The organism is Paenibacillus herberti, assembly GCF_002233675.1.
Taxonomy (GTDB): domain Bacteria; phylum Bacillota; class Bacilli; order Paenibacillales; family Paenibacillaceae; genus Paenibacillus_O; species Paenibacillus_O herberti.
Window position 1 is genome coordinate 47,952 of the sequence record NZ_NMUQ01000004.1, and the last position, 26,566, is coordinate 74,517.

At 51.5% G+C, this 26,566-nt stretch carries 19 protein-coding genes, 1 pseudogene and 1 CRISPR repeat array; of the genes and pseudogenes, 3 read left to right on the plus strand and 17 right to left on the minus strand.

Annotation, left to right across the window (positions count from 1 at the left end; all coding sequences use genetic code 11):
* Positions 1 to 76: 76 nt before the first annotated feature.
* The 14 genes from serC to liaF form a co-directional block, all read right to left on the minus strand.
* Complete coding sequence (gene serC / locus CGZ75_RS22770; RefSeq protein WP_089526624.1) at positions 77 to 1,165, minus strand: 3-phosphoserine/phosphohydroxythreonine transaminase; 1,089 nt, start codon at positions 1,163 to 1,165, stop codon at positions 77 to 79.
* 258 nt (positions 1,166 to 1,423) lie between these two features.
* Positions 1,424 to 2,848 carry a type I glutamate--ammonia ligase gene (gene glnA / locus CGZ75_RS22775; RefSeq protein ID WP_089526626.1) on the minus strand — a complete coding sequence of 475 codons (1,425 nt, stop codon included), beginning with the start codon at positions 2,846 to 2,848 and terminating at the stop codon, positions 1,424 to 1,426.
* Between the two features lie 334 nt (positions 2,849 to 3,182).
* Positions 3,183 to 4,244 (minus strand): 3-deoxy-7-phosphoheptulonate synthase, encoded by a 1,062-nt coding sequence (gene aroF / locus CGZ75_RS22780; RefSeq protein ID WP_089526628.1) that lies wholly within the window; start codon positions 4,242 to 4,244, stop codon positions 3,183 to 3,185.
* 471 nt (positions 4,245 to 4,715) lie between these two features.
* Positions 4,716 to 6,860, minus strand: coding sequence for a glycosyltransferase family 39 protein (locus CGZ75_RS22785; protein ID WP_245851090.1), 2,145 nt, complete (start codon positions 6,858 to 6,860; stop codon positions 4,716 to 4,718).
* 177 nt (positions 6,861 to 7,037) lie between these two features.
* Positions 7,038 to 7,577: a DUF2062 domain-containing protein gene (locus tag CGZ75_RS22790; protein ID WP_245851092.1), complete on the minus strand. Its 540-nt coding sequence runs from the start codon at positions 7,575 to 7,577 to the stop codon at positions 7,038 to 7,040.
* A gap of 14 nt (positions 7,578 to 7,591) precedes the next feature.
* Complete coding sequence (locus CGZ75_RS22795; RefSeq protein ID WP_089526629.1) at positions 7,592 to 8,542, minus strand: 4-hydroxy-3-methylbut-2-enyl diphosphate reductase; 951 nt, start codon at positions 8,540 to 8,542, stop codon at positions 7,592 to 7,594.
* A gap of 70 nt (positions 8,543 to 8,612) precedes the next feature.
* Positions 8,613 to 10,088: a sensor histidine kinase gene (locus CGZ75_RS22800; RefSeq protein WP_089526631.1), complete on the minus strand. Its 1,476-nt coding sequence runs from the start codon at positions 10,086 to 10,088 to the stop codon at positions 8,613 to 8,615.
* A gap of 1 nt (position 10,089) precedes the next feature.
* Positions 10,090 to 10,785, minus strand: a complete 696-nt coding sequence (locus tag CGZ75_RS22805; RefSeq protein WP_089526633.1) for a response regulator transcription factor — start codon at positions 10,783 to 10,785, stop codon at positions 10,090 to 10,092.
* 136 nt (positions 10,786 to 10,921) lie between these two features.
* Positions 10,922 to 12,577 carry a S1C family serine protease gene (locus CGZ75_RS22810; protein ID WP_089526635.1) on the minus strand — a complete coding sequence of 552 codons (1,656 nt, stop codon included), beginning with the start codon at positions 12,575 to 12,577 and terminating at the stop codon, positions 10,922 to 10,924.
* A 201-nt stretch (positions 12,578 to 12,778) separates the two neighbouring features.
* Positions 12,779 to 13,342 carry a hypothetical protein gene (locus CGZ75_RS22815; RefSeq protein ID WP_089526637.1) on the minus strand — a complete coding sequence of 188 codons (564 nt, stop codon included), beginning with the start codon at positions 13,340 to 13,342 and terminating at the stop codon, positions 12,779 to 12,781.
* 198 nt (positions 13,343 to 13,540) lie between these two features.
* A complete protein-coding gene (locus tag CGZ75_RS22820) occupies positions 13,541 to 13,960 on the minus strand; it encodes a YugN family protein (protein WP_089526640.1) in 420 nt (139 codons plus the stop codon).
* A 162-nt stretch (positions 13,961 to 14,122) separates the two neighbouring features.
* Positions 14,123 to 14,785 carry a response regulator gene (locus CGZ75_RS22825; RefSeq protein ID WP_089526642.1) on the minus strand — a complete coding sequence of 221 codons (663 nt, stop codon included), beginning with the start codon at positions 14,783 to 14,785 and terminating at the stop codon, positions 14,123 to 14,125.
* Entirely contained in the window at positions 14,782 to 15,819 is a 1,038-nt protein-coding gene (locus CGZ75_RS22830) for a sensor histidine kinase (RefSeq protein ID WP_089526643.1), read from the minus strand. The genes CGZ75_RS22825 and CGZ75_RS22830 overlap by 4 nt, the downstream gene beginning before the upstream one ends.
* A gap of 10 nt (positions 15,820 to 15,829) precedes the next feature.
* Positions 15,830 to 16,909 (minus strand): cell wall-active antibiotics response protein LiaF, encoded by a 1,080-nt coding sequence (liaF, locus tag CGZ75_RS22835; protein ID WP_089526644.1) that lies wholly within the window; start codon positions 16,907 to 16,909, stop codon positions 15,830 to 15,832.
* 522 nt (positions 16,910 to 17,431) lie between these two features.
* A CRISPR array of direct repeats spans positions 17,432 to 19,128; the repeat unit is 32 nt; unit sequence GTTTCAATCCACGCTCCCGCACGGGGAGCGAC.
* 718 nt (positions 19,129 to 19,846) lie between these two features.
* On the opposite strand from liaF, the gene CGZ75_RS22840 reads away from it, so the two are divergent.
* Together CGZ75_RS22840 and CGZ75_RS22845 are read left to right on the plus strand one after the other, a co-directional pair.
* On the plus strand, positions 19,847 to 20,305 hold the full coding sequence (locus CGZ75_RS22840) for an Lrp/AsnC family transcriptional regulator (RefSeq protein ID WP_089526646.1): 459 nt from the start codon (positions 19,847 to 19,849) through the stop codon (positions 20,303 to 20,305).
* A gap of 95 nt (positions 20,306 to 20,400) precedes the next feature.
* A complete protein-coding gene (locus CGZ75_RS22845) occupies positions 20,401 to 20,742 on the plus strand; it encodes a zinc ribbon domain-containing protein YjdM (RefSeq protein WP_089526648.1) in 342 nt (113 codons plus the stop codon).
* Between the two features lie 76 nt (positions 20,743 to 20,818).
* Here the strand turns inward: CGZ75_RS22845 and CGZ75_RS26575 are convergent.
* The 3 genes and pseudogenes from CGZ75_RS26575 to ytxC all read right to left on the minus strand — a co-directional run.
* Positions 20,819 to 21,211: pseudogene (locus CGZ75_RS26575) on the minus strand (3D domain-containing protein); the annotation flags it as partial.
* Positions 21,212 to 21,950: 739 nt separating this feature from the next.
* Positions 21,951 to 23,888: a threonine--tRNA ligase gene (gene thrS / locus CGZ75_RS22855; RefSeq protein ID WP_089526650.1), complete on the minus strand. Its 1,938-nt coding sequence runs from the start codon at positions 23,886 to 23,888 to the stop codon at positions 21,951 to 21,953.
* A gap of 351 nt (positions 23,889 to 24,239) precedes the next feature.
* Positions 24,240 to 25,187 (minus strand): putative sporulation protein YtxC, encoded by a 948-nt coding sequence (gene ytxC / locus CGZ75_RS22860; protein WP_089526652.1) that lies wholly within the window; start codon positions 25,185 to 25,187, stop codon positions 24,240 to 24,242.
* Between the two features lie 359 nt (positions 25,188 to 25,546).
* Between ytxC and CGZ75_RS22865 the strand changes: the two genes are divergently transcribed.
* On the plus strand, positions 25,547 to 26,515 hold the full coding sequence (locus CGZ75_RS22865) for a GGDEF domain-containing protein (protein WP_176444989.1): 969 nt from the start codon (positions 25,547 to 25,549) through the stop codon (positions 26,513 to 26,515).
* The last annotated feature ends 51 nt before the right edge of the window (positions 26,516 to 26,566 follow it).

Consider the following 26,566-nt stretch of genomic DNA (forward strand, 5'->3'; position numbering starts at 1 on the left):
CCATTGCAGCAGCAACGCCCTTGCCGGGATTATAATCCCCGGCAAGGGCGTTGCTGCTTGTTGATGAAGCTCCTATTCAGCCGTGCGTACGTTGGAATTCCTTCATAAAGTCGGCAAGAGCTTGGCAGCTTTCAAGCGGCACAGCGTTGTAGGTGGAAGCACGCAGTCCGCCCACATCGCGATGGCCTTTCAGGCCGACAAAACCATGCTCCTCCGTCCCCTTAATGAATAGCTTCTCAAGCTCCTCGGACTGGAGGCGGAACGTAATGTTCATCAGCGAGCGGCTCTCAGCCTCGGCAACACCGCTATAGAAACCACCGCTTTCATCGATCGCGCCGTAGATCAAGCCCGTTTTCGCGCGGTTAAGCTGCTCAACTGCGGCTAGACCACCTTTGCCTTTGATCCACTTCAGCACAAGTCCTACCATATATACCGCGAAGGATGGCGGTGTATTGTAGAGAGACTTGGACTTGGCATGGGTATCATAGCGCAGCATGGTCGGAACGCCTGCTTGACTCGAATTGATCAAATCATTGCGAGCAATGACGATCGTCGCTCCAGAAGGTCCGAGATTCTTTTGGGCGCCGGCGTAAATCATTCCGAATTGACTTACGTTGAGTGGGCGAGACATGATGTCGCTGGACATGTCGGCGATAAGCGGCACATTGCCGGTATCCGGGAAAGCTGCCAACTGTGTTCCCTCGATCGTTTCGTTGGAAGTGAGATGCAAGTACGCCGTATCTTCCGGCAAATCAAGTTGGGACAAATTCGGCATAGCCGTGAAACGGGATTCCTCTGCTGATGCCACAACGCGAGTTTCCCCAATCAGCTTCGCTTCCTTGATTGCTTTTTTAGCCCAGCTGCCGCTGTTGACATAAGCTGCCGTCTTTCCAGCAGACAGCAGATTCATCGGCACCATCGCGAACTGGGTGCTCGCGCCGCCTTGCAGCAGCATGATACTGTAATCATCCGGTACTTGAAGCAGCTCGCGTGCCAGTTGCTCGGCTTCGTCATTCACGCCCTCGAACAGCTTGCTGCGATGGGACATCTCCATAATGGACATGCCTGCACCCTTGTAGTCGACAAACTCCTTCTCGGCCTGCTGCAGCACCTCCAGCGGCAAAGCTGCCGGTCCGGCATTGAAATTGTACGCTCTCTTCGTCACGATCTAGCACCCCAGTCTCTGTCGCTTGAACGATACGCTCCAGTAAAGTTATGAGTATCTTACCAAGTTTGCTCCATTCCATCAAGTGACAATTACACGAATACTTATCTTATTTTAAATAAAATTATTCGGATTTAGACGATTTATCCGGCTATTCAATACCGAATTCAAGCCATTATGTTCTCTCTGGGCATACGATACAAAACAAGGCTCCCTGAATGGGAGCCTTGTGGTAAAAAGGGATGAGTGCAGGTATGATTAGCAGTCGAAGTAAAGGCTGTACTCATGTGGATGTACACGGATAGCAACGGCTTTAGCTTCTGTGCGCTTGAATGCAACGTAGTTATCGATGAAGTCTTGGCTGAATACGCCGCTTTCGGTAAGGAATTCGGAGTCTGCTTCCAGAGCATCGAGAGCTTCGTCAAGCGTTCCAGGAACGCTGCGGATTTCTTGCTTCTCTGCATCGGACAGCTCGTAGATGTTTTTGTCATACGGGCCATAACCGAGAGCTGTAGGATCGATTTTGCGTTGGATGCCATCAAGGCCAGCCAGCAGCATTGCTGCGAACGATAGGTAAGGGTTAGCCGTGGAGTCCGGAGTCCGGAACTCGATGCGGCAGCCTTTTGGCGTAACCGCTGCAACTGGAATCCGAACTGCTGCGGAACGGTTGCCTTTGGAGAACACCAGGTTAACTGGAGCTTCGTAGCCAGGAACCAGACGTTTGAACGAGTTCGTACTCGGGTTAGTCAGTGCGATCAGCGCCGGAGCGTGATGCAAGATTCCGCCGATGTAATGCAGAGCCATTTGGCTCAGGTTAGCGTAGCCGTCTTTTTCGAAGAAGAGCGGGCTGTCGCCGTTGAAAATGGATTGATGAACGTGCATGCCGCTGCCATTGTCACCGAAAAGCGGTTTTGGCATGAATGTAGCTACTTTGCCGTACTGGCGAGCTGTGTTATGCACGATATATTTGTAAAGCATCAAGTTATCAGCTGTTTTGGTCAGCGTGTCGAAACGGAAGTTGATTTCCGCTTGTCCAGCCGTCGCCACTTCGTGGTGATGACGCTCGATACGCAGGCCTGCTTCTTGCATCAGGCGGCACATTTCACTGCGGATATCTTGTTGGGAGTCAACTGGAGCAACCGGCACATAACCGCCTTTAACGCCAATCTTGAAACCGAGGTTGCCGCCCTCTTCCTTGCGGCCCGTGTTCCAAGCTGCTTCTTCGGAATCAACCGAGAAGAAGGAGGTATTCATGGAGCTTTCATAACGCACGTCGTCAAAGATGAAGAATTCGGACTCAGGTGCGAAGAATGCTGTCGTGCCAACGCCGGAGGTTTGAAGGTATTCTTCCGCCTTCTGGGCGATGCTGCGCGGATCGCGATCATAGCGTTCGCCGTCAGGCGTATGAATGTTGCACATGATGTTCAAAGTCGGGTGGTCGGTGAAAGGATCTACGAATACCGACTCCGTATCGGGCATCATGACCATGTCGGATTCTTCGATGCCACGGAAACCATGAATCGAGGAGCCGTCGAAAGCGACACCGTTTACGAACGTCTCACCATCCACTTCCGTCGCAGGAAGGGTGATGTGATGAGCACGACCGGCAAGATCCACAAAACGGAAATCGACAAACTGGATGTTATTTTCTTTGATTTTGTCCAATACACCTTGAACTGACATCTGAAATTTCCTCCATTTCCGAACGTTAGCATTGATTGAGACCAAAATTGTTCAACTTTGACCCTGAACCTTGAAGTAATTATAAAACTCCGACATGACACCGTCAATAGCTATGTCAGGTATTTTTGAAACAAGTGTAAGCATTACTCACAAGATTTATATAATATACATCTTTGAATGCCGCTTTAAACACAAAAATCCGTAAATCCTTGATTAAAAAAGGATTTACGGATGTTTTACGAACGTTTGTATGAGTTAGCTTATACTGTCGATATACGAAAGCTTACATAATTATACGAAAGCGTTTACTTTCTCTCTCCTGAATTAATGCCTTTTAACGTTTCCAGACGGCAAAAGCCTCCGCCTGCTCTTTCTTCGTGTCAAATTTCTTACCGACGATTGGAGCCAGCTTCTCCAAATCCTTGAGCAGGTTAGCAAACTGATCCGGGAACAGCGATTGAACGCCATCGCCAGTCATAGAATTGTCCGGATCGGTATGCATTTCGATAATCAAACCATTCGCTCCCGCCGCCACGGATGCTTTGGTCATTGGCTCGACGAGCTCGCGTCTTCCCGTGCCGTGGCTCGGATCGGAGATGACTGGCAGATGGCTCAGTCCCTGCAGAACCGGAATTGCCGACAGATCGAGCGTATTGCGCGTGTAGGTCTCGAAAGTGCGAATTCCGCGCTCGCAAAGCATGACATTGGGATTGCCACCAGCAAGAATGTATTCGGCTGCATTAAGGAATTCGTCGTATGTGCTGCTGAAGCCGCGCTTGAGCAGCACAGGCGTTTGGATCGTGCCGAGCTTACGCAGGAGGTCGAAGTTTTGCATATTGCGTGTTCCAACCTGCAAAATATCCGCATGCTCCGCACAAATATCTACATACTCAGGCGTCATAACCTCTGTAATCGTCAGCAGGCCATGCTTTTCTCCCGCTTCGCGCATGATCTCAAGTCCCTCTACGCCAACACCTTGGAAGCTGTAAGGCCCTGTGCGCGGTTTGAACGCGCCGCCTCGCAGCACTTGCCCGCCAGCCGCCTTGACTAGGCGAGCTATTTCATCGATCTGTTCCGCGGATTCAACGGCACATGGCCCGCCCATAACAACCAGATTGCTGCCGCCGATCTGCACGCCTTTGATGTCGATAATCGTATCTTCGGGGTGGAAATCACGACTGGCCAGCTTGTAGGACTTAGAAATCTTAATGACGTTCTCGACTCCCTTAAGCTGACGAAGATGCTCGGCGAGTGTAGGCTCCGCCTTGCCGATAATGCCGATAACGGTACGATCCGTACCACGTGATACATGAGCTGCTACTCCCGCGCGCTCGATATGAGAGACGATTTCGGCGATCCGCTCGTCGGTAACTGTAGGCTGAGTAATGACTATCATGAATTGCACTCTCCTTTGGGCTTATGGAAGCTTTCTTTGATGTTGTTAATGAAACCTTGTTATGAATGTGGCGATGCTTATGATATGACAGCGTTGATGAATGAGATCATGTGTGTAAAAGAAGCGATGCTTTCGTGCTTGTTCGCTTTTAAGCTTCTATGCTTTTGTGCTTTTATTCAATAAAGTAAATATACCTGATGATCCAATCATCCGTCAAGTTCTTTCAATTTCACTGATTCAATTAATTTGTCTATATAGAGATGAAAATGGGGCTGCCCAGCAAAGCAAGTAGCCGAAGTTACTTGCTTTGCTGGGCGGCCCCTCTCACCTCTTACTAGTAGTGCTATTTATTTCCCAGGGTGCTCTCCAATTCAATTAGGGGGGCTTGAGAGTTAGCTCTTCGCATCCTGTATTTGAAGAGGATTAAGCTCTCTCCGTTCCGTTGGATACCATTATCTTTCTTTTACCATTTTAATCGAGAGTTACTTCATAAAGAACAGCATTACCACCGCGTCCGAAGGAACCGTTAATGGATTTAGTTTGTTCGATAGAACCTGTGGTATATTCGCTGGCGTTGATAACATTGCCATTCTTCTTAATCCATGCTATCAGATCGCTGTTGCTTCCAGTTCCGATAACTAGGAAATACTTCACCCCGCCGGAGCGAACAAGCTCCTCTAGCTTCTCCTCGTCATAAACCGGATCTGAATTCTGGAAGCCATGCAAAATGACAACCTTCTCTTTCTCATCAACGATGTAAGGCGCAGCTGTATTGTAATTCGGAACTGCCAGCAGATATTCAGTCGACTGATTCTTCCGCAAATAATCTAGCAGCCCTTGATCTACTCCGGTATTCCCGCGACCTTGACCCGGCCGCATACCTCCATCACTTGGGAACATACCCATTTCTCCTGGCAGCCTGCCATCTATTCCTCCCGACTGAGCATCGCCGACGCCCCCTTGCTGACTAGGGCGTTCCATACCTATGCCGCCTTGTTGAACCCCACCCATACCCTGCAGAGCAATTCGTCCCATGCCGCCGCCAAAACCGCTGGTTGGTCCTGCAGCCGGGATCATCGCGTCCTGTCCATAAACAATCGGCGTTGCCGACCAGTATGCAGGACCGATCAGCATCGCTGCCAGGCCAGTCAGAGCGGCCACTTTCACAGCGCCGCGCTCTCGGCCATTTTGCACAGCAAGAACAAGCGCGACCAGTAAACCGAGCCCTGCCACTGCGATCGACCAGCCGATGCCAATCGTGCTTTCATAAGTTTGCAAGATGAACCACTGGAACAACGCGGTAATCGCGATAGAACTAGGCAGCAACCAGGCTTGCCAGCTTGCACTTTCCCTGTACTTGGCCCACATATAGCTTGCTCCGGCCCCTGCCAATGCAGCTACAGGAGGAGCGAGCATGATCAGATAATATGGATGGAAAAATCCAGCTATGCTGAAGAAACCGCCGACCGGTACGAGCCAGGCCAGCCAGAAAAGCGTCTCTTTATGTTTCGCATTCATACCGCGCCACCTAAAAGACAATAGCAGCGCCAGCGCTGACAGCAAAGCGAAAGGCAGCAGCCAGCTTGCCTGTCCAGACAGCTCCTGCTGGAAAAGACGGAGCGGCCCAACTGTACCGGTAGCAAACATGCCGCCCCCGCCGCCTCCTGCAGGCGCAGTTCCCCAGCCTCCATTGCGTACACCTGACTCACCGCCACCATCCCGCGGCGCAGTCCCATCGCCAGCCTGCGGTTGGCCAGGGACGCTTGCGCTCGGCGGTTGACCTCCAGCTCCTCCCCTATCACCGGTCAACCTGGAAACGCCATTATATCCGAATGCCAGCTCCATGACGGAGTTCGTCTCGCTGCTGCCGATATAAGGCCTTTTGTCGGCCGGGATGGAATCAACGATAACCGCCCATGAGACGGAAATGAGAAGCATAAGCGCGGTACTGCCTGCCAAAACGGCATACTTCTTCTTTACCTTCAATTGAACCCCCAGTACATACAGCAGATAAAAGGCCGGAAGCACCATATAAGCCTGTAGCATTTTCATATTGAACCCCACCCCGATCAGGGCGAAAGCGATTACAAGGCTGCTGATCCTATTTTGGCGGATGCCTCGCAATAGGAACCAGGCGGCAAGCAGCAGCACGAAAACCAGCATCGCATCGATGTTGTTCGTGCGGGCCACAGCTACGCCAACTGGCGTAAACGCCATAGCGAAGGCGGCGAACCTCGCGGCAAGACTGCCGAATGTCGGCTTCACGCACAGATAAATAAGCGGTACAAGAGCAATGCCTGCCAGCGCTTGCGGCAGGATAACGCTCCAACCATGCAAGCCGAACACGTAGGCAAAAGCAGCTTGAATCCAAAACACCAGCGGCGGTTTATCAATCGTTACCGATCCTGCCGAGTCCAGCGATCCATAAAAGAAGTTTTCCCAGCTCTGGAGCATGCTGCCAACCGCAGTTGTGTAGTAGGTATTCGAGTAAGTCTCATCCCAGATGCCATAAAGATTCAAAAAAGCGGCCATTAATACAGCCGCCATTAGCCATAAGTCCATCCTCAACGGCTGTTTGATTTCATTGCTGGTTTCCGTTCCTTCCATTGACTTCATAAAGGCAACACTCCCCATCCATCAAGTTCTGTGCCTATCCTACTCTTCCTAAATGAACCCAAAATGAACATGTTAACGGAACTCATTATCTATTCAGGATGTATTTCCATTAACTCGTGCATAACAAAAAAGGCCTCCTAATGGAGACCTTAATCAACGTCAATCCCTTATGGACAATCAGTTTCCTGCCATATCACCCACTGGAGTGCCCACGGGGTGACGCTTCAAGCGGCGGCGCTCCTTGCGCTTCGCCGTCAAATAAAGAAGGACCGCGCGAACAGCAATGAACAGCAGCGCGCCTATCCATAGGCCATCCACCATACCGCCGACAATCAGCTTAAGGTTGAGCAGCAGCATATGGTTGATCTTCTCACCGACGAGCGGAAGATGGAGGTTCATATGCGCTGGAAGAACCCAGCCGCCGACAAGTGAGTGCAGGTAAGCAAGCGGCAAATAAATGATTTTGCCAATGACGAAGCCAACAAGAGCTCCAGCCAGACTGCCCCGCAGCAGATAAATCAGTGGAAAGATCAGAAAAAAAGCCAGGCCGTACGTAGGCAGCGTAAACATCTCGCAAAAGAAACCAATGGAGAAGCCCATTGCCACAAACGTTGGTCCACCGGGCGCACGCAGCAATTGCAGCAGCTTGTAGCGCATCCAGCGCTTTGCCCCTCCCGGCCAGGAGCGTAGCTGTGTTCGATTCGTAGTGCCTGCCATTGATTCCGCCTTCTTTACGCGCCTGACTTAATTTTGACTCTTGGCAGCAATTTAGCCATATCCACCGTACGCTTCAGCTCCCAAGTAGAGGGATCGCTCTCCTCGTACTGTTCCAGGAACTGAATCACCTCGCGAGTGAGCGGCGTCGGCGTTGAAGCACCTGAGGTTACGGATACTCGCTGCTTTCCCTTCAACCAATCCAGCTGCAGTTCAGACAGATCTGAGATCCGGTAAGCTGGTACGCCTGAAATCTCCTCCGAAACCTGTGCCAAGCGATTGGAGTTGTTGCTACGAGGATCACCAACAACAATTGTCAGCTCAGCTTGGCCGGCTTGCTCCGCCACCGCTTCTTGACGTACCTGGGTTGCCAAGCAGATCTCATTGTGAATCTCAGCATGCGGATATTTCTCCAGCAAGCGGCTGATTAGAATACGAATATCCCATTGTGACATCGTTGTCTGGTTCGTAATCAAGATATGTTCACCAGTCACATTCAACTGCTCGATGTCTGCCTCACGCTCGATAAGATGAACTTCATCCGGCGCAACGCCGACGGCGCCTTCCGGCTCCGGATGGCCCTTCTTGCCGATGTAGATGATCTGATAACCCTCGGCTGTTTTTTCGCGGATCAGATCATGCGTTTTGGTCACATCGGGACATGTCGCGTCCACGACAGTCAATCCTTTTTCCTTGGCACGCTGCCGCACCTCAGGGGAAACACCATGCGCCGTAAAGATAATCGTGCCGGACTCCACTTGCTCCAGAATTTCCAAGCGATTCTCTCCGTCTAGCGTAATGATGCCTTCTTCCTCGAAAGCATCGGTAACATGGGAGTTATGGACGATCATGCCCAGTATATATATAGGGCGGGGCAAATCGAGATTGCGAGCAGTCTGCAACGCCAGAACCATCGCATCGACAACCCCGTAGCAATAACCCCGCGGCGATATTTTCACTACTTCCATCGTATTACCTGCCTTCCTGGCCGCCACTTGGTGAGATCGACGCTCGCAGCCGTATTCACCTCAGTATACTCTAATTCTCCTGTACGGAAAAGGCGACTGGCAGCCAGACGGTAAATGTCGTTCCCGCACCCGGACTCGTATGAACTTCGGCTGAGCTGTTATGCTCGTCGAGAATCCATTTGGCGATCGACAGGCCAAGGCCGGTGCCGCTCGTTATGCCCCTGGACTCATCCGCCCGGTAGAAGCGCTCGAAAATATGCGGTATTTGCTCCTCATTCATACCAAGTCCAGTATCCTGAATTTTGATGCCGACCTGGTTGTTTTTCACAACTGCCGTCAGCCGGACACTTCCATCCGGTGTATACTTGAAGGCATTCTCGATGAAAATGAACATCAGCTGCCGCAAATAATCCGCGTTGCCCATCACGCCTACACCTTCCAGAACGGAGAGGTCGCTAGGCAGCCAGGCAGAAGTACGTGGCAGCAGCGCTGCACGCCGCACAACCTCCTCCAGCAGCGGCAGCAGCTCCACCGGCTTCTTCTCCATGACAAATCCGGCATCAGCCCGAGCCAGCGCCAGCAAATCATTGACCAGCCGAGACATTCGTCTCGCTTCGTCGCCAATGTCTTTCATCGCTTCGCGCGACATCTCCTGGCGCAACGCCTCCTGCTCCGAAATCTGCACAGAGCCGCCGGTTCCCTCTTCCAGCGCGGGAACCCAAATTTTTTCCAACAGATCAATATTGCCGCGAATCGTCGTAAGTGGCGTGCGCAGCTCATGCGAAGCATCGGAGACGAATCGCCGCTGCGCGTCGTAAGCCTCGTCCAGTTCGTTGTACGCTAGTTCCATGCGCCCCAGCATGCCGTTCAGCGTATTCGTTAGACGACCTAGTTCATCGTTCGGGCCATTCCAGGCGATCCTCATGCTAAGATCAGAGCCTTTATCGATTTGCTCTGCGGCTTGGATGACAACTTCAATCGGACGCAGTGACTGCCGAGCCATAATAAGCCCAACCGTGAATGCAAGCAACAATCCCAGAATGGAGGAGATTATAAGTATCGTACGAAGCTGTTGCAGCAAATTTTCCTGGGTACCAACGAAAGAGCCGACTTGCAACAGCCCTACAACCTCTTCCCCACCGCTGGTCATGATTGGAATCTGATAAACATAAAAAGGATTTCCTTTAACGGTTACTTTTTGGAAACTTGCTTTTTTGATATTAGAAGGGTCCTCATTGTATGGAAAAGAAAGACCGTAATCGCTTAGATTGGTTGATTTTTGTACATCACCATTGCGGTAATTGAAAATCTGAATAAAGTATGCGTCCTGAAATAACGAGGATCTATCCACTGACAACTCACCGGGATTAAAAATACTCCGATTACTAATTTGTTCGCCCAGGTTGCGCCCCTGGACTTGCAGCTTGTTCTCCAAGTCATTGTACGTATATTGGTTAAAAAATAAATAGACCGCGCCGCTGAGCATAACAAGCACAAATGCCAAAATGCCGCTATACCACAGTGTAAGCTTTAAGCGAATGGACACTTTAGCTCACTCCTCCGCGGAGCACATACCCCGTACCGCGAACCGTTTGGATGAGCCGGCTGTTCGTGCCACTGTCCTCCGTCTTCTGCCGCAGCATCGCGATATAAACCTCCAGTACATTGGACTCTCCGCTGTAGTCATAACCCCAGATCTTGTCCATGATGGAATCTCTCGTCAGCACCCGCTTCGGGTTGTACATAAAAAATTGCAGCAGGTCGAATTCCTTGGCGGTCAACTCGATGCGCCGCCCTCCGCGAATCGCTTCCCGTGAATCCAGATCGAGAATGAGATCCTCGAATACGAGCCGATTCGAATCCTCTTCCAGCTTGTCCGGCTTGCGCCGCAGCAAAGCCCGCACACGCGCCAGCAGTTCCTCAAGCGCAAAAGGTTTAACCAAATAATCGTCCGCGCCAAGATCCAATCCCTTGACCCGATCGTTGATGTCATCCTTGGCCGTAAGCATCAGAATCGGCACGGAGCTGCCGCTCTCGCGCACACGCCGGCACACTTCCCAGCCGTCCACCTGAGGCATCATCACGTCCAGAATTAGCAGCTGCGGTTCCAGACTAAGCAGCACCTTGAGCCCTTCTAACCCATTGTTAGCCGTTGTAACTTCATATCCCTCAAAAGCCAAGCTGCGGCGCAGCATGGAAATAATTTTCTCATCATCATCTACAACTACGATATGCGATCTCATCGCAACCCCTCCTGCCCCTAGATCATTATTCTGTCTCTTCTATCGTAACTCATCCCATCCGCGCGCAAAAGCGCAGGCTCGGTATTCCGCCTGCGCTTGCGAAGCCGCGGGAAGCGGGGCTTCCATAGCTTCCGATTTATTGAATGTCAAATTTGCTGCCATCGCCGACTTCTACCGTCACCTTGATTTTCTCTCCTTTGCGGATGACATCCAGCACAACTTTGTCGCCGATTTTTTTACTCCGAATTTCTGCGATCAGCTCTTCCTTCGTGGCATACTCCTTGCCATCTAGGCCAGTGATAACATCATACTGTGTCAAGCCGGCTTTGTAAGCTGGGGAGTTGAAAGTCGTGTCGCGCACGATCGCTCCCTTTGTGTTTGGCAAACCAAGGTTTTGCTGCATCTCTTCCGTAATATCCGACAATGTCGCCCCGATGAACGGAGTTGGCACCGTTACATCCTGGTTGCTCTTCAACTGCTCGAGAACTTCCTTAATTGTAGAAGTTGCAATGGCAAAGCCGATTCCTTCAGAGTCGGCACTGATCGCCGTATTAATACCGATGACCTCGCCTTTTGTGTTCAGCAAAGGACCGCCAGAGTTGCCGGGGTTAATAGATGCATCTGTTTGCAACAGATTTTTGTACGTGCGCGGAGCTCCGGTTTCATCACCGACTTGGATCTGCCGATCGCGGGCACTCAGTACACCAGCCGTGACGGTGTGATCGAAGCCGTTCGGATTGCCGATTGCGACGAGCCATTCACCGATCTCTACCGAATCGGAATCTCCAAGCGGCAACGTAGGGAACTCTTTGCCGTCCACCTGTTCTACCTTCAGCACGGCCAGATCAAGATCCTTGCTGGAACCGAGTACTTTAGCCGTCAGATCCTCGCTGTACCCCTGCACCTTGATCTTAATTTCTTTTGCTCCGTTGATAACATGCTGGTTCGTCAGAATATAACCATCTTTTTCGAAGAAGAAGCCAGAACCAATGCCCGTTTCCTGCAATTGTCCGCCTCCGTCGCCTTGACCGCCTTGACCGCCTTGGCCGCCTTGACCGCCTTGGTCACCGAACTGATCACCGAAGAACTGACGGAAAAATGGATCTTCATTCAAGCCGCCGCCACCGGAGTTGGCGCTTGTGTAGGTCGTGATGAGCACAACCGCCGGAGAAGCCTGCTTGGAGATTTCCGGAATATTCATTGGGCGAGTCGAGTCGTTGCCGGATGGAGCTTTACTCGCCGCCGGTACGTTATTGCCTGATCCCGATAGCACCTGTACGGGAGTATCACCGGTAAACCAATTGTCTGTATCGGCTTTCCACATCAAGCCGCCTACAGCGATGACGCCGGCTAGGAATGAAACAGCCGCCGTGCGCAGCCCGCTTCCACGTTTCTTTTTGCCACCGGTGCCGCCGCCGTTACCCTGCCACTCCCCTTTGCCAGCAGAAGCTGCGGGGACAAACGGACGAAGCTGACGAGGCGGCGTGACCATAACATCTCTCTGCTGTACAGAGTCTGTCGGGTGCTCATAACCACGCTCTTCGGCGGGACGTCCCTCGCGTGGATCGCGTCCGCCTTCTCCCGGCTGACCTTGCTTGAATGGCCCATAAGAGTAATAGTAAGAAGAGTTTTCCTGGCCTTGCTGCCCTCTAACGTCCTGCTCTTGATGAGCTGTTTCCTCGTCGCTTAGATAGGATTTTTCATCATGCCGACTTTCTTCCTGCCGATTCTGATCGTTTCCTTCTTCCTTACCGCTCCAAAATTCGTTGTAGCGTCCTTTGCGATCGTCCATGTATATTTCCTCCTCGAGAGTGAAGTCTATGAATTAAAGTTGATAGCGCCTAACTGGTATGTACCTATCTTGCACAATCTACCTTAAAAGAAACTGAAATTGGGTTTAAAGCAAAATAAAAACCTTTGACCCATTTAACTTTAGGATCAAAGGCTTATATCTTTTTCTGCAAAACTAGCTTCAGCAGTCTCTGACAGAACCCTAATTATGTGCAGAATAGGAAGGACCTGGCTTCCCGGCGAAATGGCCTTTGCCCGCTCCCTGGAAGTGGCCGCCGTGACTGGCGAATGCCGTCAGCGGATGATGGCCGGTTAACCAGTTGTCCGTGCGCATTGTCCAGAATAGGCCGCTAATTGCCAGCACTCCGGCCAGAAACGATACTGCTGCCGTGCGGAACATGCTGCCGCCTCCCTTGCCCCGCTGTTCCTCTTTGCCGGCGAATGATCCCGGAACAAAAGGATGAAGCTGGCGCGGCGGCGCAGCAAGATCATCGCTTGGTTGATGAGCTCCTGCATCTAGGCCATAACCGTGGTCTGTTAAGCGTCTGGCCCGATACTCGCTCTCGCTGTCTGTTGACTGGTCCTGTTTGAACGATTCGTATGGGGCTGAAAAATCCTCTTGCGGATTGGATCGCTCCGCATTTTCCCGCTCCATGTTGTCCCGGGCGTAATCCCCGCTCTCTTGGCGCACCTCTCTTTCCTCCTGCTCCCGGCCGCCATTTTCGCTGCTGTCCCAGAATTCGTCTTGCTTTTTGCGATCATCCATGTCTATTCCTCCTAAGATGTCATCTACAGAATTAATTAAGTATAAATATACTTAGTATAAAGATACTTGATGTTAAGATACTTAATATTGTACAATCAACCTTAAAACAATCTGAATATAAGTTTAAAGCAAAATAAAAACCTTTGATCCCGTTAACTTAGGATCAAAGGCCTCTCTTCATCTCATGCATATCTAGCTTTAACGAGCTGTAATTAATTGCTCCTCCGCGCGCCGAAGTTGCTCCTCCGCGAGACCGATCCACTTGTCATCGACTGCCGCGTCTGGGTCGACCGGAGCTTGGAACTGGTCGAACAAAGCTCCAATCGTCCGCATCTTCGCCTCCGGGTCGTTGCCCTCGCGATAAAGATGGCGCAGAACATAAGGAGTTGTCAGCTTAATCGAGGCGTCGTTGTCCTCCGTCTGATCGTCGACATTGCCTCGCAGCACTTCGAAGCCCATGCGCAGCCATACCTTATTTTTCTCATCCATGTTCAGGTCGAAGGACCCGCTGCCATAATCCCAATTGCCGCCCAGTACGAAACCTTGCTTTTCTAGAACGCGCTTAATCTGCACAAAATCATGCTCGCTTCCCTCAAGAGGGGACTGAATCGCAATCATGGACACCTCTCCTTGTCTGCATTAATAGGCTCAGCATTCCCTGACGGAACCCGGCTTATGTGCAAATAAGAGGAGGACTGGAATCGTGCTCGCGCCGAAATGCCATCTGCAGTCTCCCAGTTCCCGCGGAGAATTTTGGCGCCGATGACAATTACATTGTCTTCAGCTCTTCACCCAACCTTTACGATGCGCAAGCACAGCCAGTTGGGTCCGATCCTCCATCTCGCATTTCATAAGCAGGTTGCTTACATGGGTTTTAACCGTTTTGATGCTAATATGAAGCTCTTCCGCGATTTCTTTATTTGCTCGGCCTTCTGCGATGAGCAGCAATACTTCCTTCTCACGCTCCGTAAGTCCTTCATCGACTCCTTGAGCAGAGCGTTGACGCAGTCCGCGAGTCAGCGCTTGGGAAACGTCAGTTGTCATGACCGGCATGCCGCGAAGTGCGCCCGTAAGTGAATATACCAGTTCCTCGGAACTGACCGTCTTAAGTACATAACTTATAGCGCCAGCCTCCATGGCGGCGACTACCTTTTCATCCTCCAAAAAGCTTGTCAGAAGCACAATTCGGATCGAAGGGAACAGCTCCATTACCCGACGAGTTGTCTCAACGCCGTCGATGCCGGTCATGATCAAATCCATAAGCATCAGATCGGGCAGACCACCGTCCAGCCCCTTCTCCAGTACACGAAGTGCTTCCTCGCCGCTGCCAGCTTCCGCTACAACCTGGAATTTCGGCTCCAGCATTAAGTATGTTTTGAGTCCCATGCGCACCATGTCATGGTCATCCACGATCATTACGCGATAAACATCCGTCCCTGTCATGAATCCGAACGCTCCTCTACCCCATAATTGGGAAGCGACACCCGGATGCGGGTGCCTCCTCCCGGCTTGCTCAAGATTGCAGCTTCTCCGCCGAGCTGCATCGCCCTCTCCTGCATCGTCGACAATCCGTATGAACCCGGCCGCACCTGATCGGCGCGGAAGCCGATTCCATCATCTTGCAGCAGCAACATCAGGCTCGAGCGAGATTCGGAGAGCGTTAGCGTTACGCTGCTCGCCTGTGCATGTTTGACCACATTGGCCATGGCCTCCTGCACGATCAGAAACAGCTGATGCTCCTTCGCCTCGGATATCGATCCCTTCACTCTCCAGTCCAGCTCTCCCTGCAGCCCGTTCTGACGGCAATAATCAGGGAACCAGCGCCCTAGCGCATCCTCAAGCGATCTACCCTCCAGCTCCAAGGGGCGCAACTGAGCAATGAGACCACGCATTTGCTTTTGAGCGAGAGAACTCATCGTAATGAGCTGCTCCATCACTTCCCCTGCTCGATCCGGACTGATCTGCAGAAGCTTTGGCAGAGAGGAGGCTGACATGTGGAAGGCAAAAAGCTGTTGGCTGACCGTGTCATGCAAATCCCTTGCCAATCTTTTGCGCTCCTCAAGCACTGCTTCTTCATTAGAAGCCGCTTGCTGCAGCACATTCATTTCATTCTGACGCTGCATTACCTGCAGCCGGCGGTCCAGCTTGCCTGCCAGCTCATTGAACTCTGCATACACCGCAGCAAGCGCATACCCCTCTTGCTCCGGCAGTCGTACGGACAAGTCGCCCTGCGACGCCTGTTTGAGTGCCAGGTGTAAGGCATCAATGCGTGACTGCTGCCTGCGGCCGACACTGTATCCGAAAACTACGCTCGTTAACAGAAATACCAACGTACCTACCGTCCACAACTGGAGCATGGATGCTCCCGGCATGATCCTATGTTTAATTCCGTATAATATGCTCCACGGCACAACGGAGCTGATGATGAAAAACATCACCAGCTCCAGTCTGCCGCTTCGCAGAAGCTTCACCATCATATCCGCTGCATCACCCGACCTTTGTCACGCGTACATCTCCGATAAATGTGCTGCATACAAGCTTTATTTTTCGCTCACTGTCACGATAACCCGGGCTCGTAGTGTCCATATGGCGAAACACACCGCCCTCCGTGCGTTCCAGAACCTTGGAGTCCCCGATGAAAGCACTCGATACAACCTGTACTCCAATGTCGAGGTCCGCAGGGAGGAATACTTTCACATCTCCGATGAAGGAGCTAATTGTAATGCGGGTTTCGCCATGGCTAATATTAGCCCGGGTAAGATCCACAACCGTATCACCGATAAAATGAGAGATGTTAAGCGGTACTAGATCCCAGTAATCATGTCCGAGATGGATATCGCCAATGAAGTTGGAACGATTTTGTACATTCGCACTAGTGTTCCACCATTCCGTTCTTCCTCGACCACCCTCATCACGATGGCTTTTCGAAGCATCCTTGAGCTCTTTCTTCATCTCCTTCATACCGTGTTTAAGATCTCGCTTCATATGCTTGAGTTCTTCTTTCCAATCCCCTGTGCCAGATGGAGAAGTGGACTCGTAAGGCTCTCTGTTGTGGTTGTGTTGTTGGGACGAATGCTCCGCATGATCCTTATCTACCGATTCGTAATCCAGACCCTTATTTCCTGCTTCGCCCTTCTTAAGTGGATCAGGATGTAGAGGCGGTGCATGCGGCACATCCGGATCAGAGTTGTAGGAAGTCCACTCTTCATGATTACCTCGGCGGCGATTTCGCTCACCACGAGAGAAGATCATACGAAGTCCGAACAGAATGATGACAATGGGCAGCAAATACCGGATGACGTCTCCAAAGGATAGATCTGTATAGCCTGTATTACGGGCCAGCATCACGATGGCGAACAGCGTCACTATGCCACCTGGAATTAGGCCACCGTTAAGCAACATGGACAATCCGACGAATAGCGGCGCCAGCGGCCAGTAGTGCTGGATGAAGCCCCCAATATCGAGAGGTTCGAATCCGAATATACCTGCCATATGGAAGAGGAATAACGCTCCTGCCCCCACCACTGCCAGCCCGAAAAGCACCTGGTTCAGTCTGCCTTGATTCATCTATGCTCACTCCTTGAACTCTCCTTGTGACTTGATTATAGCGCATGCGCCATGCCTGCTCTAGGGGCTGACGGTTGATCCTGTTCTCCGCCTGCAGACCGAGTGCGTGTCTCTATATAAGTTGAGCTTAGAAATGTAAAGCGATACTCGCTGCGCGAACCGGTCCTTCTTCCGATCGCTCTTGTAGTGGGATTCCTTGATTTCTTCCTGATAAGGGGGAATCCGCCTACAAAGGCGAACGTGTTGCTTCTCCTACTAGAATGGATAGCCTTAACGGCCTAACTCTCGTAGTTCCATCGCATACCGAACCGTCCAAAAGGACGGTAATGCCGTATTGCTCGTACAGAAGGATCGGCTCTCTCCGCCTTCCCGTTCGTTTCTTTTGTTTATCTTATATAGAAATGAAAAATCCCGTGTAAAGGCCGTTGCCCTTCACGGTATAGTATCGATGCGGTTGATGAGCACTTCGCTCCCGCACGGGGAGCGACAGAGCATCCAGACTTACTACCAAAATACTGAGATGTTTCAATCCACGCTCCCGCACAGGGAGCGACGTGTTGGGAGCAGGCCCGGCATAAAAGCTGCCGAGGTAGTTTCAATCCACGCTCCCGCACGGGGAGCGACAACCAAACGGCACTTATGCCCAACGCTACCGCGACGTTTCAATCCACGCTCCCGCACGGGGAGCGACTTTTATAGCCTTTTCAATCATTTCAATCATAAAAGGTTTCAATCCACGCTCCCGCACGGGGAGCGACTATGGAAGAGGATCAATGGCTACAAGCGATTGAGGTTTCAATCCACGCTCCCGCACGGGGAGCGACGATCAGCATCCAAGCAGCCTTGAGCTGACACCGATGTTTCAATCCACGCTCCCGCACGGGGAGCGACAGGATATACTGGCGTACTCCGATCGCCTGTGCCTGTTTCAATCCAAGCTCCCGCACGGGGAGCGACCATAGACTGCAAGATTTCAATCACGATCTTGCTATGTTTCAATCCACGCTCCCGCACGGGGAGCGACATTGAGAATGCGTTGTCTAATCAAGGTATCGCCGTGTTTCAATCCACGCTCCCGCACGGGGAGCGACGTTAACGCTGGCGGGGGTGGAAGCAGCTCGCCGGGTTTCAATCCACGCTCCCGCACGGGGAGCGACTTGAGTGGTCATATATACCTCCTTGGCGAATTATGTGTTTCAATCCACGCTCCCGCACGGGGACGACACATCTTGCGCTTTAAGGGTCAGCGGATAGTCTTGTTTCAATCCACGCTCCCGCACGGGGAGCGACACGCCGTACCCCGTCCGCTCAGCTGGATTAGGAAGTTTCAATCCACGCTCCCGCACGGGGAGCGACTACTGTTGATCCTGCTCAATCACTTGTAGATGCTGTTTCAATCCACGCTCCCGCACGGGGAGCGACTCGGTTCAGGACAAACTTGCAGCTATTCGGGGAAGTTTCAATCCACGCTCCCGCACGGGGAGCGACATCCATCCGTCCAGTGGCAGCGTTTCGACAGGCAGTTTCAATCCACGCTCCCGCACGGGGAGAGACCAAGGCTCAATACAATGTCATGCGCTCTATGATCGTTTCAATCCACGCTCCCGCACGGGGAGCGACGCTCGACGCGCTCAACGTATTCAAGGACGCCGACACGTTTCAATCCACGCTCCCGCACGGGGAGCGACCGGCACTGGTGGCCCCTGTATCGGGCCGACCGACGGTTTCAATCCACGCTCCCGCACGGGGAGCGACGTTGCGCGGCTTCCGTCGATGGCGATTGTAGAGAAGTTTCAATCCACGCTCCCGCACGGGGAGCGACCGAAATGGCATTCGCCAAGCAGACCGGACGCTTCCTGTTTCAATCCACGCTCCCGCACGGGGAGCGACCTGAGAAAAGGCAGATTGGCCGCAATAGAGGGCAGTTTCAATCCACGCTCCCGCACGGGGAGCGACAAAGATTGGGCCACTCTACCATCTCCACAACGATGTTTCAATCCACGCTCCCGCACGGGGAGCGACCAGGCAACATGACCAGCAAGGCAGCCAAGAACAAGTTTCAATCCACGCTCCCGCACGGGGAGCGACCGGTAAGAGACGTTCCTGACGGCGCAGAATACTGTTTCAATCCACGCTCCCGCACGGGGAGCGACCAACGAAAGTCTCAAATATTGCTCAAAGTGCAAGGTTTCAATCCACGCTCCCGCACGGGGAGCGACAGCATGCCCTGAGAGCCCTTGTCCTGCCTAGGTTTTTTACCCCAAAAGTGCGAACCTCTACAAAACCGCTCTTATTAACAAGATCAAAAAGCTTGAAATGCCCAAAATCCCTTATCCCGCTTGAAGTGCGAACCTCCCGGGGTTTTCATGTGAGCTTGGGGTTCGCACTCTACTTCGACATGACCTACTTCTAATTCCTTCCGATCCGCAATAAATAGGCCAGTTCTCTGACGCCGAGCGTGGTCGTAGACGCATCCAGCTACCAGAGCATTTCCGCTTCGCGCTATAACCCCTCGCTCCCTCGAAATGATTCGATTTTCCCATTCAAACTCATGAAATCACAAGTTTTCACCTTTAGCTGAGCGTGACATAAGAAGGGTGCGGGATCAGGTTTTATAACGAATCGTGGTGACGTTAGAATTAAAAAACAGCACCAAATTAGCAGGAAATCGATATAAATTGAGATGCGTTTTATATACATTTAAATATAACATATATGTCACATAAAAAAGGGCATATTAAGCCCACTCATCGGCTTTAATTGGAAATAAATAGGGCGATCGTCTGACAATCCCCTTGTTTAATTACGCAAAGAGTTAAATCCATGAGAGTCTGTTGCTCTTCGAAATCAGAAACCACTATTCAACATCGCTTCTATATGTTATGTTTGTTTACATGTGAAACCAAAAGCTTGATACATGAAAGGAGTTCGGCCAAAATGAAGCTTCCCCATCTGGACGAGATCGATCAGGGGATCGTACAGCTGCTTCTCGAAAACGGACGGATGCCTTACGCCAGAATCGGAGAAACACTGAGCCTGTCGCGAGTAGCTATCCAGAAACGAGTGGAATCTCTGCTGGAGTGCGGCGTGCTTGAGCATTTTACAGTTCGCGTCAATGTCGCCAAGCTTGGTCGAACCATCTCCGCCTTTTTCGAGATCCAGGTCGAGCCCCGTTTTGTTGATACAGTAGGCCAACAGCTGTCTCAGGAAGAGCAGGTAACGAATATTTATCAGATGACCGGATCAAGCACCCTTCATGTCCATACGCTCTTGCGCGATGAAGAGGAACTCGAGATGTTTCTGTACGATAAGCTCTATGTGCTGCAGGGCGTGGTCAACGTCCAGACCCAGCTCATGATCAAGAAATACAAATCGGCCAGCGGCCTGGATGTCTAGAGAGCAATTGTAGATAGCTGCGATATGACCTATACTGGGCAAGATACCAAAGAAGCGGATGCCTAAGTCCGACCCGATTGGAGATTTTGCCTACGATGTCCACCTTGCCCAATTGCCCCAAATGCAGCTCCCAATACACGTATCCGGACGGCGATCTGCTCATCTGCCCGGAATGCGCCCATGAATGGAACGAGGCTGCCTCTGCTCCAAGTGAAGAAGAGTCTCGCGTCGTAAAGGATTCCAATGGAAACATACTTAGCGATGGAGATTCCATTACGGTTATTAAGGACCTCAAGGTCAAGGGAACATCCCTCGTCGTAAAAATCGGCACAAAAGTCAAAAACATCCGCCTGATCGAGGGCGATCATGACATCGACTGCAAAATCGACGGTTTTGGCGCCATGAAACTGAAGTCAGAATTCGTCAAAAAGATCTAGCTCCTCAAGAATAGCAAAAAAAGAAACCTTATGATTCTCAGGTTTCTCGTGAAGCTGAAGCCCCTCTCGTGGAGCTTCAGCTTTTTGTTTCCTCTAATAATATACCTTTGCCAGCTTTCATCGCTTGATTCAGCCGGTTCAGCGTTTTTTGATCGAGCTTGCCATTGCCGACTTTCAGAACCTGCACAGTCACCTGCTTTTTACCCCATTGACTATAAACTTGCTTTGTCGTGTCAAAATACAAATCGATACGATGGCCTTTTATTTTGGAGCCTGTATCGGCGACCACACTATAGCCGTAACCCGGGACGTACAAAATCGTCCCGATAGGCAGCACTCTGGTATCAGCGGCAATCGTTGATACCTGACCGCGTCTGACTTTTACGCCTGAGCGGGTAATGCCGTACAGCCGATGACCCGGCTTTTTGCCTGTGGATTCGATGCCAGCTGTATATCCTGTTGCGAGCACCGAAATGGACTTAACCGGCTTCGTTGCCGGCTTGCTCGCCGGAGCAGGCTTGCCATTCAACGACGGATCTTCATTCGCTAATCTCTTTTCGGGAATAAAAGGCTTATCCTTCACAGCTTTCCTCACTCGTGAGACTCGCTTCAACTTCTCTGTTCCCAGTCTAGGTGGGCCGAATGAGTTGGATGCCGATTGCAGCGGCAAAAATAGGAGCGCGCTAGGCCGCGCTGCCGTTGACGTCTGCCCAACCCGCTGAAGCTCTGTCGAGAACAGAGCGGAATCAAGCTGCGATGCAGCAGCAGTACCAAGCCTGTCTGCTACTCCCTGGCCCCTTCCTGCCGGCTCCTCACTGACAGCTGGCTTTGACGCCTGGCCCGTTTCAGCTCCGGCTCCAACCGTTAGCAGTCCTGCTTCCAGGCATAGAGCAACTACGACAACAAGAGCAAGGCCATGAATGAATTTCCGATAAATGAATGTTCCATCCTGCGACAATGTCCGTTTGCCACGATCAAGCCAATATTTCATATCCGATAGTCGTTTTTGTATGTTCAATAAGCCTTTCGGCATGAGTGCGATCTCCCCTTTTAACGGAGGTTACCCGTTGCCGGACAAACTTATTCAGTTTTTTGCAATATAAGCGAATTCTCATTCAAGGTTTTTTTCCATAGAATAGGAGTAAAAAAAGCGCCCTCCTCAGCGGGAGAGCGCTTCATGCCTAAACTATCTAGCCTTAACTAGTGTATTAAATGGACTTGCTGCGAATCTCTTCAGCCAGCTGTTCAGCCAGCTCGGATACTGGACGAGCTCCGATGTCTCCCTCGCCGCGTTTGCGGACGGATACGGTTCCGGCTCCCGCTTCGTTTTCGCCAACGATGAGCATATACGGAATTTTCTCGAGCTGCGCCTCGCGGATTTTGTAGCCGAGCTTCTCGTTGCGCAGATCGACCTCAGCACGAACGCCTGCGGCGAGCAGTTGCTCTTCTACCTTACGGGCATAGTCCTCATATACTTGAGAAACTGGAATGACGCGAGCTTGCTGCGGACTCAGCCACAGTGGCAGTGCGCCAGCGAAGTTCTCCAGCAGGAACGCCGTCATGCGCTCCATCGTGCTGATGATGCCGCGGTGAATGACGACCGGACGATGCTTTTTGCCGTCTTCGCCGACGTATTCAAGCTCAAAGCGCTCAGGCAGCAGGAAGTCCAGTTGAGCCGTTGAGAGTGTCTCTTCTTTGCCAAGCGCCGTTTTGATCTGTACGTCCAGCTTAGGGCCATAGAAGGCAGCTTCGCCTTCCGCTTCGAAGAATGGCAAGTCCAGCTCCTCGACTACTTCGCGCAGCATACGCTGGCTCATCTCCCACATTTCGTCGTTCTGGAAGTATTTCTCCGTATCCTGTGGATCACGGTAGGACAAGCGGAAGCGATACTCCTTGATTCCAAAGTCTTCGTATACTTTGCGGATCAAGTTGACTACGCGCGCGAATTCTTCTTTGATTTGATCCGGACGGCAGAAAATATGCGCATCGTTCAGCGTCATCGCTCTTACGCGATGCAGACCGGTCAGCGCGCCGGACATCTCGTAGCGATGCATCGTGCCAAGCTCGGCGACGCGGATCGGGAGATCACGGTAGCTGCGCATATCGCTTTTGAACACCATCATATGATGAGGGCAGTTCATCGGACGAAGTACAAGCTCCTCATTGTCCATCGTCATCTTAGGGAACATATCCTCGCTGTAGTGCTCCCAGTGGCCGCTCGTTTTGTAAAGCTCCACATTGGCAAGCACCGGCGTGTAAACATGCTGGTAGCCAAGCTGCTCTTCCAGGTCGACGATATAACGCTCCAGTGTGCGGCGTACACGTGCGCCGTTAGGCAGCCAGATCGGCAATCCCTGTCCAACTTCTTTGGAGAAGGTGAACATTTTGAGCTCCCGGCCAAGCTTGCGGTGGTCGCGCTTTTTCGCTTCCTCCAGAAAATGCAGATGCTCGTCAAGCTGAGCTTTTTTAGGGAAAGCCGTGCCGTAGATGCGTTGCAGCATCTTGTTTTTGGAATCTCCGCGCCAGTAAGCACCGGCTACGCTGAGCAGCTTAAACGCCTTGATGCGGCCAGTTGACGGTAGATGCGGGCCGCGGCACAGATCGAAAAATTCGCCTTGATCATAAATCGTGATAACGGACGACTCCGGCAGATCGCGGATCAGTTCCAGCTTGAGTGGATCTTCCAGCTCGCTGAAAATGTTGATCGCTTCTTCACGGCTCACTTCACGGCGACGAATCGGCAGATCTTGTTTGACGATGCGCTCCATTTCCTTCTCGATCTTTTCCAGATCCTCTGGTGTAAGCGACTGCTCCATGTCCATATCATAGTAGAAGCCATCCTCAATTACCGGGCCGATGCCGAGCTTGACTGTTTTGTCGCCATAAATGCGCTTGATCGCTTGCGCCATAAGATGAGCCGTGCTGTGGCGATACACCTCAAGACCGTCCGCAGAGTCAAGCGTAACGATTTCTACAATTGCACCTTCCGTAAGCGGCGTGTAAAGGTCAACGACTTTGCCGTCCAGCTTGCCAGCTACCGCATTTTTACGAAGACCGGAGCTGATCGAAGCGGCCACATCCTCTATAGTTGCGCCTGCTTCATAAGAACGGGCCGCTCCGTCCGGGAGCTTAATTTCTACTGCCATAATCCAATCGCCTCCATGAGTATGATCACGAGGACGCAAAAAAGCACTGCGTCCCGCAAAGGGACGAGTGCTGTCGATTCAGACCCGTGGTTCCACCCTCATTCAACGTCCGTGGCCGAGTGAGCCAAAAGGGACGTTCTCCTGATGTCCGCTAACGAGGACGACTCGTCAGAATATACTTGCGGTCCGATCAGAACCGTGTTCCATCCTGCAGCTTCAAAGGGGTACAGCTATTCGCGCACACATCAGGAACTTACAGCCAAGGTTCCTGTCTCTGAGAAGGGCTGTCGAATAACGCATGTCTTTGTCAACGCTTTGTGATGCCATTATATAAAAGAAATAGCTGACGGGTCAAGACTCGCCGCTGCCTCCTAAAACTTCTCTGCGTGGCATTTGGCAGTCACTGCAGCCGCCACATATATCAATCCGACTGTCAAAAATGGCCTGAATGGTGCGAATGACCTGATGCTCAGGCTCTGAGGTGTGGATAAGGATCGAAGCCGGAGCTGCTGTAATTAGGTTGCTCAGCACCATATCTTCCATATTAAGCTCGGCATCAACGAGCTCTGCAAGAGCACGCTCCTCACCCTTCATATCCAGCGGCTCGAATTGCTCATCCAGCAGTTGGATCGAACGGTCCGCACCATGCAGCACATGGACTAGGCCACGCCGATTAGGCTGAGCCGCCACAAAATATTTGAGCAAGGAGATAAACTCCTGATATTGCTTATCCATCACATATTCTTCAACAGCATATTCAGCAGCCTCCCTCAGCTCCTGCCAGTAGCTATGGAGCCGGAAGGTAAGGAAACCCTGCAAATGGAGGTGAGTGTTCTCTGTCATATAGTCGAGCAACTCAGTAGCCACTTTGATGCTTCTGCGGCTGCCGCCCTGTTCATTCGAGTATGATTCCTCCTCGGCCAAGCCCCATTGCTCTCCAGACAGTACCATGCGGCAGCAACGCTCTATCGCCGCTTCTTCTTCGCGAGAATAGCGGAACTGCTTGCGAATGATCTGGCGAATGATGTCTGGCTCATGCTTTTCTACAATATAATCCGCAAGAATACGCGCCGCGCCCCCGTATAGCTGCTCCCCGTGCTCCGCCAGACGGAATTGGGGCAAATGCGCCGTACAACGCAAACTTTCCTCATCCGAGGACATCGTCCAGCTCCACAACGGCATTCGTTCCAGGCCATTCTTTTGGCCCGCATCAAAAGCGCCGATTTCATTGAGCCGGCTGCACAGCGCTGCTCCGCTGTTCTCCTCTTCGTTTATGAGATCCACGACAAGCAACTCCATCGCCTTCAGCTCCCTTCATTCCTTTAGTATATGGCTGGAGCATCCGGGATATGCGGCAACGCCAGATGGCTGCTTGCTGTAGTTCAGATAAGGAAAATCGTGGTTAAGCATGAAATATCTATCCATAGGAGGATTGGATTGAAGGTTTATTCATGGTATATTATTTTACGTGTGTACTAAGCTTTCTAGCTGGAGTGAACTTAACCTTGGATGATCAATTGCTAGATTTCACCCGAGCCCGTTGGAACCGGATGTTAATGAGAGGCTTCTGGAGCTTGCTGGTTTTGATGGTTATGTTGGAATGCCTTTACTTAATCTTTATCACTCCTCTTGCTCCCGAGGAATTTTTCAGGCACTACATGCTTATACCTACAGCACTTCACCTGAGTGTACTTGTGCTGTCGGAGTTATGCCTGCGCTTCCTGGAGGAGAGAATGCGAGACTATGCCCTTTTGGCTGCCTCGTCCGTGATTACGTTTATAATTGTAGATATTAATGTTGAGATCGGATATATAATCCCAGCCTTGTTCTTACCCGTGCTTGTTTCGATTTTTTATTTTTCGGCTCGCAAGCTGATTGCTGCATCACTTATGTCGCTCGTGACGCTGTACAGCCTGTATTTCTTTAATACAAGCATGGACATTTCAGTAGTCGGCATCGTTGCGCTGACCGCCATGCTGGGGGCCTTCTGCCTTATCGCTAGAGGTGTCATCTCACGCGGCAAGGAGATGCGGCAGTATTACATCCATGCAGCCAAGTCTAATCAGGAGTTGCTCGTCAAAAATATTTTAATGGACAAGCTGGCCAAGACGGATGCCTTGACCGAGCTTTATAACCATATTACGTTCCATGAATACTTGGACAAACTTATTGAGCATCATGACACGACCCATATGCCGCTTCAGTTGGCATTGATCGACATCGACAATTTCAAAACGGTCAACGACCAGTTCGGCCACCGCGCAGGTGATGCCGTCCTAAGACAGGTCGCTGATCTCGTCCGCTCGCAAGCGGGCATGAATGATTTTGTTGCGCGGTATGGTGGCGAGGAGCTTGCCGTCATTTTCACGGACAAAAGCGCCGACAAGTCGTTGCAAATTCTGGAAACGATCCGTCAGAATATTGAACTGGCCGTTTACAAAGAGCTTGGCTCCCGCCAGATCACGGTCAGCATCGGCTTCGCCGATTATGATCGCGAAGGCAAGGAGAAATTTTTTATCCGCACGGATCAGGCACTCTACAATGCCAAGTCCCAGGGAAAAAACCGGATCGTTCTGGCCGGAGAAGCTTCGGCAACCGGAGAGCAGTCTCGCTTCGCTTGGCAATAAGCCCTGCAATGCGCAATGAATCCTAAAAAAGCATGCCCCTCATAATGAGGA